Below are 13797 nucleotides of genomic sequence, written 5' to 3'. Positions count from 1 at the left end.
CCAGTCCGATCTGAACCCGCCGTCGATCCAGTCCCGGCTGCTGCGCACGCTGTGAGGCGTTGAGCCGCCGAGGCACGGAGGCAAGGAGAAGGGGAGCCGGTACGCACCGGCTCCCCTTCTCCTTGCCCCGGCGCCTACACGTCCCGGTCGAGCAGGGCGAGGGTGAGGCCGCCGAGCGGCGTCACCCGGTCCGGGTCGCCGTACTGGGCGCGGAGCGCCTCCGCCTGGTCCCCCGGCATCGCGCCCAGCGGGTCCTGGGTGTCGCCGAGGACCAGCAGCCAGATCCGGGGCACCCCGCCCAGGCAGTCCACCGGCTGCGCGCAGGGCGTCGGCCAGAGCTCCTCGGCGTCGTCGGCGCTCTGCGCGACGAAGACCGGGAAGGGGGCGACGTCTGCGGGCAGGTAGTAGCTGACACCCGGCCAGGCCATCGCCCAGGACTGGTCGCCCAGCGGGGCCGCCAGCCCGTCCCCGGAGCGGTAGCCGGCCGCTATCTCCCGGGCCGCCGCCTTGAACGGCTCCTCCGAGCCGTTGTGCGAGCCCACGTACCGGACGGTGGACTGCTTCGGCAGCGCCGCCACGGCCGGCACCGCGAGCAGCCCGACCGTCAGCAGCCCGGCCGTTGCGACGACCGCGCGGGGCGCCCGGCCGCGCCGCCGGGCCAGGGCCGCCACCGCGCCGTACACCGCCCCGGCGCCGCCGCCGGCCAGCACCGCCCAGGCGGGCACCGTGAACAGCAGGTACCGCCCGAGGAAGTACGAGGTGTCGGTCAGCCGGGACACCAGCCAGACGCTCACCACCGGCAGCTCCGCGAGCAGCAGCGCCTGCCAGGCCCGGAGCCGTCGGCCGGGCAGTGCCAGCGCGAGCAGCGCCAGCGGGACGAAGGAGTAGAACACGAGGTCCGAGCCGAAGAGGCGCTCGCCGAAGTAGGCGAGGCCGCGCATGGAGGGCGTCGGTATCCAGCCCAGCTGCCGGTCGGACTGCCGGCTGCCCAGCAGCACCACCGGCAGCACCGGAAGCGCCGCCACCACGACCGCCAGCGGGTACTGCCAGAGCAGCCGCCGGTCCGCCTCCGGGCGGGTGCGCCACAGGTGCAGCGCCAGGAGCGCCACCTGCCCGGCGACCGTGCTGAAGGAGACCAGGTGCCCGGCGCCGGCCAGCGCCATGGCCACGCAGTACGGCGCCCAGCGCCGCCAGGCCGGCCGCTCCAGCGCCCGCAGCAGGAAGTACGAGGCCGCCGCGATCGCACAGGTCACCAGCGCGTAGGAGCGCGCCTCCTGGGCGTAGCGGGAGATCTCCGGGGGCACCGCGAGCAGCAGGCCGGCGGTGACCGCCGCCACCCGGTTGTCGAACAGCTTCCGCGCGGTGAGCGACACGAACGCCGCCGCCCCGGCCATCGCCAGCACGGAGGGTATTCGGAGCGAGACCGTCGAGTCGCCGAACACCGCCGTCCAGCCGTGCATCAGCAGGTAGTACGCGCCGTTGCTGGCGTCGACGTGCTGGAGCAGCCGCAGCATGTCGTCCAGCGAGCGGGTGGCCACCGTCCAGGTCGCCATCTCGTCCCGCCACAGGTCCGGTGTGCCCAGCCGGTACCCGCCCACGGCCAGCATGACCACCACGGGCCACACCCACACCTGCCCCAACAGCCGACCCACCGGGCGCACAGCAGGTTTCATCGGGTCCTTCGTCTCCTTAGCGCGGGGGCCCGGGCGGATCCCACCCTGCCCGGCAGGCTACTTGACCCGCCCTGACGCCCCATCGGCCGCCCGCACCCCCGCCGTCACCCCTCGCCCCAGCCCGGATCCGGTACGCTGTGAACGGCCTGGTAGCACTCAGGCCGTGCCTCAGTAGCTCAGGGGATAGAGCACGGCTCTCCTAAAGCCGGTGTCGCAGGTTCGATTCCTGTCTGGGGCACAGCGAACACGCAGGTCACAGGTCCTCCGCCCGCGCCGGGCGGGGGGCCTGTGCCGCTTCCCGGCCCGGTCCGGCCGGTCCGGTCCGGTCCTCCCGTCCTCCTCCCGTCGGGAGGCGGCCGAATATTCCATCGGGTCCGAACCTTTGCTCGGGTAGGCTCTGGCCCAGGCTTTTTGAACTCGTTCAAGTACTGGGGGGCCGGTGCACCGTCACCGCTTCATGATCTCCGCCGCCGTCGTCGCGGCAGTCGTCGGCTTCGTACCCGCCACGGCGCAGGCGGCCGCTCCGTCCACCGGCCCGGGCCGGGCCGCGGACGCCACCGCCCCGGCCGCCGGGGCCGCGAAGGGGACGACCGAGCAGCAGGAGGCGGCCGTCGAGGCCGCCACCGAGCAGTCCGCGAAGGACGCCGCCGCCGGGGCCGAGGCCAGGACCGAGGCCGAGACCGCGCCGAAGGCCGCGGCCGCCGCACCGTACTTCCGGGTGTTCACGGGCTCGTCCACCTCCAACGCGCACGGCATGGGGATGGCGGCCGGAGTCTCCACCGACCTGAAGTACGCCGTCATCAACTACACGGTCGACTGGGGCGACGGGACCCCCGAGGGCCTGGAGTTCGGCATGCCCGGGGAGAACGTGTACCTCAAGCACACGTTCGCCAAGGCGGGTGCCCACACGGTCACGGTCACGGCGACCGAGCCGGTCGGCAAGCTGACCGACACCACCACCTTCGACGTGGTCGTGGACGGCTCCGAGTTCACCCCGTACGCGCCGACCCGGCTGCTGGACACCCGGGACGGCACCGGGGCCCCGGCCGCCGGCGCGGTCGCCGCGTTCGGCACCACCAAGGTGAAGGTGGCCGGCAACGGCGGCATCCCGGCCGGGGTGACGGCGGTGGCACTGAACCTCACCGCGACGAACGCGGTGGCGGACGGGCACGTCATCGCGTACGCGTCCGGCACGAAGCAGCCGACGACCTCGAACGTGAACTTCACGGTGGGGCGGACGGTGCCGACGCTGGCGATCGTGCCGGTCGGCGCGGACGGGTGCGTCGAACTGGCCAACCGCAGCGACGGCACGCTGGACCTGATCGCCGACGTGACGGGCTACTTCAGCAGGACCGCGGCCAACGGGTACACCTCGATGAAGCCCGCCCGGATCGCCGACACCCGCGAGGGCAGGGGCACCGCGCAGGGGCCGGCCGCCGGCCAGAGCACCTTCGACCTCCAGGTCGCGGGCGAGGGCGGGCTCCCCGCCCGGGGCGTGGCGGCCGTGGCGCTGAACGTCACGGTGACGAACCCGCAGGGCTCGGGCCACCTGACGGTCTCGCCGAGCGGCGGGCGGGTGCCGGGCACGTCGAACCTGAACTTCGAGCCCGGGCAGACGGTGGCCAACGCGGTGATCGTGCCGGTCGGCCCGGACGGCAAGGTGACCGTCCGCAACGGCTCCTGGTCCGGCGCGGACGTGATCGTCGACGTCACCGGCTACTACAGCGCCGACGGCAGGGCCGCCTACATGCCGACCGAGCCCACGCGGGAGCTCGACGACCGGACCTGGGGCACCGGAGGCGTCACCGGGCAGAACTACTACCGGCACTACGTTCCGCAGATCTTCGGCTCGTTCGACTCCGTCGTCATGAACGTGACGGTGACCAACACCCAGGGCGGCGGGCACCTCTCGGTCGCCCCGGACCCGAACCGGGCGGTCGACTACAGCTCCGGCAAGGCCGTCCGGCCGACGCCGCCGGACTCCTCGGTCCTGAACTGGGAGAAGGGCGCCACCGTGTCGAACCTCGTGCAGGCGAGCCTCAGGAACACCGACACGATCGACGTCTGGAACCGGAGCTGGTCGCCGACCAACCTGATCATCGACGTGTTCGGCCGGTACGAGACGAGCTGACGCCGCACCAGGACCGTCGAGCCGGCCGTCCGTCCCTCCCCGGGGCGGGCGGCCGTCGGCCTACCCGGGGCGACCGGCGTCAGGGGCGGCGTACCCCTCCAGGAGGAGGCGGTGGAGCACGACCGTCCGTCCACGGTGTGATCATGAAACAGACCTCGTGCCGATGGCCCGCGGCCACCCCGCTCCTAGGCTCGACGAGACCCCTGCCGGAGCACCGTTACCGGCCAGGGCGGACGAGCCGGGGAACCATGACGACGTACCGATACACCGTGGCCGAGCTGCGCGGCCAACTGCGCCAACTGCTCCTGAGCGGTGCCGCGATCGCGCTGGGGGTGGCCTTCCTGATCGCCTCCGTCAGCGGCAGCGGCGCGCTGGTGGACTCCTACAGCCAGACCGCGGCGGCCGAGGTCGGGCCCGCCGACATCCAGGTGACCGCGAAGGCCACGGCCGGCGGAGCCGGCGGACTGGACCCGGCCGCCGCGGAGCGGATCCGGCAGACCGCGGGAGTCGCCTCGGCGGCCCCGCGACTGACCGGCAAGGGCACCGTGCTGGCCGCCGACGGACGGCCGCTCGATCGCACCGCCGCGGTCAGCGCCGTCGCCGAGGACCCGGCGCTGCGCTGGCAGCTGCTCAAGGACGGCCGCTGGCCCGCCGGCCCCGGCGAGGTGCTGCTCGACACCGGGACGGTGCACCGGCTGGACGCCGCCGTGGGCGCCGAGGTCCACCTGACCCGGGCCGACGGAAGCGCCGCCACCGCCCGGCTGGTGGGCACCCTGGACGAGCGGGGCGCACCGAGCCTCGCCGGAGTCCCGATCATCGGCGTCCCGGCAAGTGCGGTCGCCGACTACGCGACCGGCGTCACCACCGACCGGATCGACGTCAGGGTCACCCCCGACGCCTCCCGGACCGGGACCGTCGACGCCCTGCGCGCCGCTCTCGGCACCGGCGCCCAGGTGCACACCCACGAGGCCTCGGTCGCCGAGGCGACCCGGCAGAGCAGCACCATGTACGGCGTGGTGCTGATCGCCGCGCTCTCCTTCGTCCTGATCGCGCTCGCGGTGGCGCGGATGGTGGTCGGCAACACCTTCACGGTCGTGCTCGCCCAGCGGACCCGCCAACTCGCCCTGCTGCGCTGCGTGGGCGCCGACCGGCAGCAGCTGCGCCGGCTGATCCGCCGCCAGGGGCTGCTGCTCGGGGTGGGCGCCTCGGCGGCGGGCGTGCTGCTGGGCGTCGGCCTCGGCGCGCTCGGCACCGCCGTGATCGGCGGGCTCGACCTCGGACCGGTGCACCTGTCGCTGATGCCTTCCCCGCTGACCTGCCTGCTGGCCGGACTGTTCGGGGTGCTGCTGACCCTGCTGGCCGTCCGCGGCCCGGCGAAGGCCGCCGCGGCCGTACCGCCGATCGCCGCGCTCGGCGGCGCCGCCGCTCCGGCCGACGGGGCCGCCCGGGCGCGGGCCGCGGTGTGGACCACCGGGCTGCTGCTCGCGGGCACGGCGCTGCTGGTGGCCGGGGCGGTGACCCCGCCGCCGCTGTCGCTGCTCGCCGTCACCGTCGGGGCGATCGCCAACTTCTTCGGAGTCCTGCGGCTCTCCCACCGGGTGCTCCCCGCGGTCGTCGGCCTGCTCGGCCGGCCCGCCCGCAGGCTCGGCGGTACGGCCGGGCGGCTCGCCACCCAGCAGCTGCGGCTCAACCCGGGCCGCACCGGTGCCACCGGCTCGGCCCTGCTGCTCGGCGTGACCGTGATGGTCGGTGCGGTCACCGCGCTGGACCTCACCTCGCGCTCCCTGGTGCCCGTGGTGTCCGCGCGGCAGCCCGGTGTCTTCTCGGCGACCGTCACCGGCGGCGGCGCCCTGCCCGCCGGGGCGCTCGGGGCCCTGGGCGCCGAGCCCGGACTGACCGTCACCCCGGTCCGGTCGGCCACCGTCGACCTCGACGGCCGGCCCACCGTGGTCGCCGCCGTCGACCCCACCCGGCTCAACTCCTCGACCGACGACGTGGACCGGGCCCGCGCGCTCACCGAGGGCGGCGCGCTGAGCGGGCTCGGCGACACCGGGACGCGCCGGGCCGGCGACGTCGAGCTGCGGCTCCAACCCGGCCGCAGCAGCCTGCCGTTCACCCTGCAGACCGATGCCACCCTGCTGGTGACGCCCGCGACCCTGGACCGCCTCGCCCCCGGCGCAGCCGTCACCACGGCCTGGATCAGCCCGGCCGCGGGCGGCGACCGCCCCACCGCCCGACGCGCCCTGGACCGCGCCCTCGCCGACCACCCGCAACTGACCGTCACCGACACGGCCGCCCAGGCCGACACCCTGCGCGTCCTGCTCGACCGCCTGAAGACCGTCAGCATGGCCCTGCTGTCCTTCTCCGTCGCCATCGCCGGCCTCGGCGTCGCGGCCACCCTGATGCTCAGCATCAGCGAACGCTCCCGCGAGATCGGCATGCTGCGCGCGATCGGGATGTCGCGTGAGCAACTGCGCCGGATGCTCACCCTGGAGGCACTGCTGCTCTCCCTGGCCGGCGCCCTGGTCGGGACCGTGCTGGGCGTCGCCTACGGCTGGACGGCCGCCCGCTCGATCACCTCGACACTGGGCACCGTCGGTACCCCGCCGCTCCTGCCGATCCTGGCCGCCCTGGCCCTGACCGTCCTGGTCGGCCTCGCCGCCGCGGTGCTCCCGGCCCGCCGGGTCGGCCGGATGACGGCGGTGGCCGCGATGCGGGCCTCCTGACGGGACCGCCCTCGGCGGGCCGCACCGGGCCGGGGGCCGAGGACGGGGCTGCTGATCCGGCCCGGGGCGGGGGCGGCTCCGGCCGGAGCCGGGGCTCAGCCCAGGGTGAACCGGGCCCGCGGCGTGGGCGGGCTGTCGGCGGTGCGGGCGAGGTCGGCGAGGAGGGTCTCGGACTCACGGGTGGCGCGCAGGACGGCCGGGTCGAGGTCGTGGACGACGAGTTCCCGCCGGTCCTCGCTCGCCTCGGCGATCAGCCGCCCGTCCGGGCCCCAGACCGCGCTGCCGCCGCAGGTGTCCCAACTGCCGGTCCGGCCGATGTGGTTGGCGAGCACCGTGTAGAGGGTGTTGTCGAGCGCGCGGGCCGGGAACCAGGTGCGGGACTCGTGGTGGCCGTTGCCCTTGGAGAACAGCGCGCCGACCAGGTAGGCGTGGCAGCCGTCGAGCGCGGCGGCCCGGGCGTGCTCGGGGAAGCCGGAGTCGTAGCAGATCCCGAGGCCGAGTCGCCAGCCGTCCAGTTCCAGGGTGCAGCCGGCCGTGCCGGGCCGGTAGTAGTCGCGCTCGGTCCTGAACAGGTGCTGCTTGTCGTAGCGGGTGACGAAGCCGCCGTCCGGGCCGAAGACGAGGGCGGAGATGCGCAGGTCGGGTCCGTCGTGCACGGCGGCGCCGACGATCGCGGCGGTGCCGGTCCCGCGGCAGGCCTCGGCTATCGGCGCCAGGCGTGGATCGCCGGGCCGGACCGCGTACGTGACGGGGTCGGAGCTGATCAGCTCGGGCTCGTAGCCGGAGAGGAACTTCTCCGCGAACAGCACCAGCCGGGCCCCGCCCCGGGCGGCCTCGCGGATCAGTCCGGCGGCCTGTTCGGCGTTGGCCGGGATGTCGCCGGCCACGGCTCGGGCCTGGACGGTGGCGATCCGCAGCGGGCGCTCGGGGTAACCGGGGGCCGGTACGGACGCGGCGGGGGAACCGGGGGCGAGGGTATCGGACACGGCCGTCACCCTATGCGCTCCCGATGACGGAGCGTCAACGGGCGTTCCCGCCGTCAACGGACGCTCCCGTCCGGCCGGTCGGCTCGGTCGGCCCGGTCGGCCGGGGCCTCGTCGTCGTGCGGGGCGGTGGTGCGCGAGGACCGTCCGGCCGATACGACGACCCGCTGCACCCGGGGCCTGGTGCGCCAGTTGACCCGCCGTACGTCCCGGGCGAGTGCGCCGGGTCGCCAGAGCTGGATCACCGCGGTCACGGCACCCAGCACGATCCCGGCGGCCAGCCAGCCGGCCAGGACGTCGCTGGGCCAGTGCACGCCGAGTGCGACCCGGGTCCAGCCGATGGTCAGCACCGTCGCCGCCGCCACCACGCAGGCGGCGGTCCGGCCGCGCCGGTGCACCCGGTACCAGAGCAGGCCGACCAGGACGGCGCAGGTGATCGCCGAGGCCATGGCGTGCCCGGAGGGGAAGGCGGGGCCGCCGGCGTGCGAGACGGGATCCGTGAAGGAGGGGCGGCTGCGGCCGAAGGCCAGTTTCAGAGCCCACTGGGCGCCCCAGCCGACCAGGGTCTGGGCGGCCACCCAGCCGGCCAGCACCCGGGCGCCGATCAACCAGAGCCACCCGGCGGCGATGCCGAGCAGCAGGCGCATCGTGGTGGTGCCGCCGATGTCCGAGAGCGTCTGGACCGAGGCGGTCCACATCCGGTGCCCCCGGGCGTAGGTGTGCAGTTCGCCGATCCACTCCTGGTCGAAGCGGGCCAGCGGGCGCCAGTGGCCGGTGACCAGGACCGCCAGCAGGCTGAACAGCGCGGCACAGCCCAGCGCGAGCGCGGCGTCCCGAAGGAGACTGCGGTTACGCGCAGTGAGGTTGGTCGTGCTGTTGGTCAGGTGCATGGCTGACACCTTCCCAGTGTCCTGTGCCCGGCAAGGGCCGGAGTGATAGCGATTCGGCATCGTTTGTGCGGAGGATCTGCGTGCGCCCGGGTGTGTGCGGGCGGAGCGCGGGCGCGCGGGGAACGCCGACGGCCGTTCGCGGGTTCAACGGGGTAGCAGGTGGCCGCGTGTGGGTGGAGTGAAGAAAACGCTCCCGGAACGGTCACCCGGTGGCGCGGAAAGTGCCCGATCGGTCACCCAGTGTCCAGAACCAGGGTGAAAACCGGCAGGATACTGCATCGCCGGGAAGAATCTGAGTGACTTGGGAATGTTGTCCGGAATCTGTTCGTTGGATCGTTACGTGTGAGCCCCCAGGGGCCCGCACTTCTTGCCCTCACCAGGCAGGCAGGCAGACCTCGGCAACACCAGCAAAGGGAGCAAGCATGGCCACCCGTGCCGTCGTTCGCGACAGGGCCGACCGGAGTCGCGCGGCCCGCCCGACCAACCTCGAGGCCGACCGCGACCTGGTCGGCATGTACCTCGACGAGATCGCCAGGACACCCCTGCTCGATGCCGCCGAGGAGGTCGAGCTCTCGCTGCGGATCGAGGCCGGCGTGTACGCCCAGCACCTGCTGGAGGAGGAGGGCGGGCTCCCCGCCGGCGTCACGCGGGAGGAGTTGGAGGCGATAGCCGCCGACGCCGAACGCGCCAAGGACGTCTTCATCCGCTCCAACCTCCGGCTCGTGGTCGCCGTCGCCCGCCGCTACCCGCGCAGCGGCCTGCCGCTGCTCGACCTCATCCAGGAGGGCAACGCGGGCCTGGTGCGTGCCGTCGAGAAGTTCGACTACGCCAAGGGCTTCAAGTTCTCCACGTACGCGACGTGGTGGATCCGGCAGGCGATCACCCGGTCCATCGCCGACCAGTCCCGCACCATCCGGCTCCCCGTGCACCTGGTGGAGGAGCTGGGGCGGATCCGGCGCGTGCAGCGGGAGAAGTCCAAGGAGTTGGGCCGCGAGGCGGAGCCGGCCGAGATCGCGGCCGAGCTGGACACCACCGAGGCCCGGATCAAGGACGTGCTGGACTGGGCGCGCGACCCGGTCAGCCTCAACATGTCGGTCGACGACGAGGGCGAGACCCAGTTCGGCGACCTCGTCGAGGACACCGGGGCCACGTCCCCCGAGGACGCCGTGATGGTCATGCTCCGTCGCGAGGAACTGGACGGCCTGATCGGGCGGTTGGACGACCGCACCGCCTCGATCATCCGCTCCCGCTACGGGATGGAGGACGGCCGCGAGCGCACCCTCACCGAGGTGGGCAAGCAGCACGGGCTCACCCGTGAGCGGATCCGCCAGATCGAGAAGCACGCGCTGGCGGAGCTGAAGAAGATCGCGGACCACGCGGGCTTCGAAGCCGCCTGACGGACGGGTCGGCTCCGGCCGAGCCCTCACCCGGGCCCTGATGCGGAGCGCTCCGCGCCAGGGCCCGAGGCGTGCCACGGGCCTCTTAGGCTGGAAGGAAACGAGCGGACGGAGTGGACGGCGTGAGCGAGCAGGGACAGGAAGAGGGCCGGGAGAGGGCCCGGGCGCAGGAGCCGGACCGGGCGGCGGAGCCCCGGAAGGCCGCGGCGGACGCCAAGGCCCGGCTGGTCTTCCGGGATCCGCTGGACCAGCAGTCCGGTGACGACACCGACGCCGGCTGGGGCGGACGCCCCGGGGCGGGGGAGAGCGGTGGGCGGGGGCTGGACTGGTACCTGAGTCAGCGCCCGCCGCACCACGGGGGCTGAGAGACGGGGCAGGGACGGGGACGAGCGGCGCCCACCGGTCAGCGCAGCGGCGTGACCAGCGCGTCGCGGATCTCGGTCAGCAGTTGGACCTCCTTGGCCTCGGCCTCCGCCGCCTTCTCGGCGGCGGTCTTGCGGTGGGCCGCCATCCTGTTCATGGGCACGATCAGGGCGAAGTAGACGACCGCCGCGGTGATCAGGAACTGGAGCGCGGCGCTGAGCACCGATCCCCACAGGATGAGGATTCCGGACGTGACCTCACCGGTCGGGCCGACCTCGCAGGGCCCCTTGAGGCAGGAACTGTAGGACGCGAGGTCCTTCGTCCCGAATACGCCGACGATCGGATTGATCACGCCTTTGACGAAGGCGTTGACGATGGTGGTGAAGGCCGCGCCGATGACCACGGCCACGGCGAGTTCGACGACATTTCCGCGCAGCAGGAATTCCTTGAAGCCTTTCATGCCGCCTCGAACGACGAAGTCGCCTTCCGGTTACGGGTGATCTTCCGGAGCTCCGGACTGACAACCCGTCCGGCCCAACGCGCCGTCCTGGGGCGGCGGCAGACCCGCCCGCGAGGGCCCCAGCGCCAGTGCGGCCGCCACCGCGAGCAGCACCAGGAGGGGCACCCCGGCCCGCCGTCGCACCGCACTGCGCCAGCGGTGCCACCCGCCGCACCCGCGCCGGATCGGCGGGAAGCTCGGCAGCTCCTGCCGGGGCGGTACGGCGGGCGCGGGCAGGGGCAGGGGAAGGGAGAAGCTCGTGGCCGTCATCGGCGCACCTCCGGACTGTCGGCGGGCCGGCCCCTCGCGGACCGGATGCCCACACGATGGGCGTTTACGCCGGACTCCGGAAGCCCTTTCCCCAGGGCTGTGGAAAACCCCGCCCCTGTGGACAACTTCGTACACTCGCGCCGGTGAACCGGGACTGCCCAGGTTGACGGGACGCCCCTGAATCCGCGCTCGCTGCCCCCGAAACGGGCGTTCCGCGCACGCCGCACCCGCCCCGGACGCGCGGAAAGGCCCGCCGCCCCCGCGTGGATGCGGGGCCGACGGGCCTCTCCCAGGTCTACGGGCCGTCCGGGCCGGTGCCCGGCGCCGAGATCAGCTCGCGGCCGGAGCCGGGCTGGACGAGGTCGAGGAGCCGGAGCTCGACGACGTCGAGGAGGTCGTGGATGTGCTGGTCGACGTCGAGGGGGTCGACGAGGACCCGGCGCCCACCGAGCTGCTGGAGGACGAACGGCTGTCGGTCCGGTAGAAGCCGGAGCCCTTGAACACGACGCCCACGGCCGAGAAGACCTTGCGGAGCCGTCCCTGGCAGTCGGGGCACGTGGTCAGCGCCTCGTCGGTGAACTTCTGCACCGCCTCCAGGCCGTTGCCGCACTCGGTGCACTGGTACTGGTACGTGGGCACTTGTCTTCCTCCTGGCACTCTCGCGTGATGAGTGCTAACGATGGTCAATGATGCGGCATTCCGCGGGATCAGTCCAGCGACTCGGGTGTGAGATGGGCCGGACCGGCCCTCGGACCGCCGCGCCGCTCAGCCCTTGGCCGCGCCCACCAGCCGTCCGGCGCCGCCGCGTCCCGAGGAGCCGGCACCCGCGTCGGTGCCCGAGTCGGCACCCGGACCGCCCGCGGAAGCGGCGCCCGCCCCGGCGCTCCCCGGCGCCACCAGCAGGTGCCGCAGCGAGACCAGCGCCACCAGTCCCAGCCCGGCCCCGGCCACCGGCACGAGGAAGCCGGTCGAGGGCCCGTGCCCGTCGATCAGCCGGCCCGCGGCCATCGAGCCGACCGCCAGCCCCAGCCCGATCGCGCCGGTCAGCCAGGTGAAGGCCTCCGTCTTGGCGCCGTCCGCGACCAGCGTCTCGACCAGGGTGTAGCCGCTGATCAGGGTCGGTGCGATGGCCAGTCCGCAGACCAGCCCGGCGGCGGTCAGCGCGACCAGGTCGGGCATCGCCCACAGCACCGAGCAGCCCAGCACCAGCAGCGCGTAGCTGATGAGCATCCGCTGCTGCACCGGCCGCCGCCAGGCGATCACGCCGTACAGCACGCCGGCCAGCATCGAGCCGCCGGCGAAGATCCCGTACACGGTGCCGCCGGCGTCGTGCCGCCCGACCGAGTCGGCGAAGGCGTTCACCGAGACCTGCATGCCGCCGAACACCGCGCCGACCCCGAGGAAGGCGCCGGCGAGCAGCCGGACGCCGGGGGAGGCAAGCGCCGAGGCGCGCTTGACGCCGGGTTCCGGGACGATCCGGGCGGGGGCGGTGCCCCGCTGCGCGGCGAAGGCCAGGCCGCCGACGAGGGTCAGCGAGGCCTCGGCGACCAGGGCGGTGGCCGGGTTGGCGAGGGCGGCGATGCCGGAGGCCAGGATCGGGCCGATCACGAAGGTGAACTCGTCCGTCACGGACTCGAAGGCGAAGGCGGTGCTCACCCGGGCCGCGGAGGCGTCGGAGGGGCCGTCCGCGGTGAACCTGGCGACCCACCGGGCCCGGACCATCGCGCCGACCTGCGGCACGCTCGCCCCGGCCGGGACGGCGGCCAGGAACAGGCTCCAGGCGGGGGCGTGGCCGAGTGCGAGCGCGGTCAGCGCGCCGACCGAGGCCGCGTGCACCAGGACGGTCGGCACGAGCACCGCGGACTGGCCGTAGCGGTCCGCGAGCCGCCCGGTCTGCGGCCCGATCAGGGCCTGGGCGACGGCGGCGACCGCGGTGACCGTACCAGCGGTGCCGTACGAGCCGTGGGTCTGGGTGACGAGCAGCAGGATGCCCATGCTGAGCATCGCGTACGGCAGTCGTGCGACCAGGGCGGGGGCCAGGAACGTCCAGGCCCCGGGCGTGCGCAGCAGCTCGCCGTACCCGACGCGGGCGGGGGCCGGAGCTGCGGGGGTGGCCGCGGGGTCCGCGGCGGTGTCGACCGTTCGGCGCGCCGTCACGGTCGGTCCTTCCTGCTGCCTGGTAGCGCGGCAGGGCACGGTGGAGCCCCGACGGCGCCGAGAGTCGTCCTCTCGCGCGTCGACCGGGGTAGATACCGGGTCGGTCCGGCCTGGTGGCCGGGGGCCGGACCGCGGCCGCCGAGCGGTCGCGCCAACTCTGCGTCAGGCAGATGCTGGGGGTGGTCTAGCTGTGGTCATACGGCGTGGTCGAACCATCATACAGTTACGCGCGTAGACGGCGCCAGCCCCCACGGCCGGACCGGAGCCCTCCCCGGCCCGCAGGGCAGGGGAGGACCGGCCGGGGCCCGGGCTCACCGCCCGTTGAGCCACCCCGCGAGCTTGCCGCCCTTGTCCACGGCCCGCAGCCGCCGCTCCGCCGCCTCGCCGACCTCGTCCGTCGTCACCACCAGCAGCTCGTCCCCGCCGCGCAGCACCGTCGCCTTGTCCGGCACGAAGGAGTTCCCCTCGCGCACGACCAGGGTGACGGCCGCCCCCTTGGGCAGCCGCAGTTCGCTGATCTCGACGCCCGACATCCTGGAGGCGGGGGAGAGCGCGACCGACAGCAGGTGTCCGTGCAGCTTCTCCAGCGGGGCGGACTCGATGCCCAGGTCCTGGCCCATGTCGCCCTCGTCGATCTTCAACCGCTTGGCGACCCACGGGAGGGTCGGCCCCTGGAGCAGGGTGAAGACGACGACCAGGATGAAGACG

General features: G+C 74.0%; 11 protein-coding genes and 1 tRNA gene. 5 read left to right on the top strand and 7 right to left on the bottom strand.

Going from position 1 to position 13797, the window contains the following annotated elements; translation table 11 throughout:
• Nucleotides 1-134: 134 nt before the first annotated feature.
• Nucleotides 135-1673, bottom strand: coding sequence for a glycosyltransferase family 39 protein (locus AB0E96_RS28715; RefSeq protein ID WP_359828539.1), 1539 nt, complete (start codon nt 1671-1673; stop codon nt 135-137).
• 165 nt (nt 1674-1838) lie between these two features.
• Here AB0E96_RS28715 and AB0E96_RS28710 point away from each other — a divergent pair.
• The 3 genes from AB0E96_RS28710 (at nt 1839) to AB0E96_RS28700 (ending at nt 6530) form a co-directional block, all read left to right on the top strand.
• Nucleotides 1839-1911: transfer RNA gene (locus AB0E96_RS28710), tRNA-Arg, on the top strand.
• 219 nt (nt 1912-2130) lie between these two features.
• Entirely contained in the window at nt 2131-3804 is a 1674-nt protein-coding gene (locus tag AB0E96_RS28705; RefSeq protein ID WP_359828537.1) for a PKD domain-containing protein, read from the top strand.
• Between the two features lie 248 nt (nt 3805-4052).
• A complete protein-coding gene (locus AB0E96_RS28700) occupies nt 4053-6530 on the top strand; it encodes an ABC transporter permease (RefSeq protein WP_359828535.1) in 2478 nt (825 codons plus the stop codon).
• Between the two features lie 95 nt (nt 6531-6625).
• Here the strand turns inward: AB0E96_RS28700 and AB0E96_RS28695 are convergent, their stop codons facing one another.
• Entirely contained in the window at nt 6626-7516 is an 891-nt protein-coding gene (locus tag AB0E96_RS28695) for a carbon-nitrogen hydrolase family protein (RefSeq protein WP_359828534.1), read from the bottom strand.
• A 53-nt stretch (nt 7517-7569) separates the two neighbouring features.
• Nucleotides 7570-8403, bottom strand: coding sequence for a phosphatase PAP2 family protein (locus AB0E96_RS28690; protein WP_359828533.1), 834 nt, complete (start codon nt 8401-8403; stop codon nt 7570-7572).
• 422 nt (nt 8404-8825) lie between these two features.
• On the opposite strand from AB0E96_RS28690, the gene AB0E96_RS28685 reads away from it, so the two are divergent.
• Nucleotides 8826-9800 (top strand): sigma-70 family RNA polymerase sigma factor, encoded by a 975-nt coding sequence (locus tag AB0E96_RS28685; RefSeq protein WP_359828532.1) that lies wholly within the window; start codon nt 8826-8828, stop codon nt 9798-9800.
• 122 nt (nt 9801-9922) lie between these two features.
• Nucleotides 9923-10165 carry a hypothetical protein gene (locus AB0E96_RS28680; RefSeq protein WP_359828531.1) on the top strand — a complete coding sequence of 81 codons (243 nt, stop codon included), beginning with the start codon at nt 9923-9925 and terminating at the stop codon, nt 10163-10165.
• A 38-nt stretch (nt 10166-10203) separates the two neighbouring features.
• Here the strand turns inward: AB0E96_RS28680 and mscL are convergent, their stop codons facing one another.
• The 4 genes from mscL to AB0E96_RS28660 all read right to left on the bottom strand — a co-directional run.
• On the bottom strand, nt 10204-10623 hold the full coding sequence (gene mscL, locus AB0E96_RS28675; protein WP_359828530.1) for a large conductance mechanosensitive channel protein MscL: 420 nt from the start codon (nt 10621-10623) through the stop codon (nt 10204-10206).
• Nucleotides 10624-11262: 639 nt separating this feature from the next.
• A complete protein-coding gene (locus tag AB0E96_RS28670) occupies nt 11263-11571 on the bottom strand; it encodes an FmdB family zinc ribbon protein (RefSeq protein ID WP_359828528.1) in 309 nt (102 codons plus the stop codon).
• Between the two features lie 126 nt (nt 11572-11697).
• The gene (locus tag AB0E96_RS28665; protein ID WP_359828541.1) at nt 11698-13002 is read right to left on the bottom strand and encodes an MFS transporter; all 1305 of its coding nucleotides are present in this window, start codon (nt 13000-13002) and stop codon (nt 11698-11700) included.
• 398 nt (nt 13003-13400) lie between these two features.
• The coding region (locus AB0E96_RS28660) for a TrkA C-terminal domain-containing protein (RefSeq protein WP_359828527.1) at nt 13401-13797 on the bottom strand (397 nt) is incomplete at its 5' end.

The organism is Kitasatospora sp. NPDC036755 (genome assembly GCF_040636595.1).
GTDB lineage: Bacteria > Actinomycetota > Actinomycetes > Streptomycetales > Streptomycetaceae > Kitasatospora.
This window is presented reverse-complemented; position numbering and strand designations above follow the sequence as displayed.

What these genes read in the sequence shown, in the direction of transcription:
- AB0E96_RS28715 (WP_359828539.1), bottom strand. Translation starts at nt 1,673, where the DNA reads ATGAAACCTGCTGTGCGCCCGGTGGGTCGGCTGTTGGGGCAGGTGTGG.
- AB0E96_RS28705 (WP_359828537.1), top strand. Translation starts at nt 2,131, where the DNA reads ATGATCTCCGCCGCCGTCGTCGCGGCAGTCGTCGGCTTCGTACCCGCC.
- AB0E96_RS28700 (WP_359828535.1), top strand. Translation starts at nt 4,053, where the DNA reads ATGACGACGTACCGATACACCGTGGCCGAGCTGCGCGGCCAACTGCGC.
- AB0E96_RS28690 (WP_359828533.1), bottom strand. Translation starts at nt 8,403, where the DNA reads ATGCACCTGACCAACAGCACGACCAACCTCACTGCGCGTAACCGCAGT.
- AB0E96_RS28685 (WP_359828532.1), top strand. Translation starts at nt 8,826, where the DNA reads ATGGCCACCCGTGCCGTCGTTCGCGACAGGGCCGACCGGAGTCGCGCG.
- mscL (WP_359828530.1), bottom strand. Translation starts at nt 10,623, where the DNA reads ATGAAAGGCTTCAAGGAATTCCTGCTGCGCGGAAATGTCGTCGAACTC.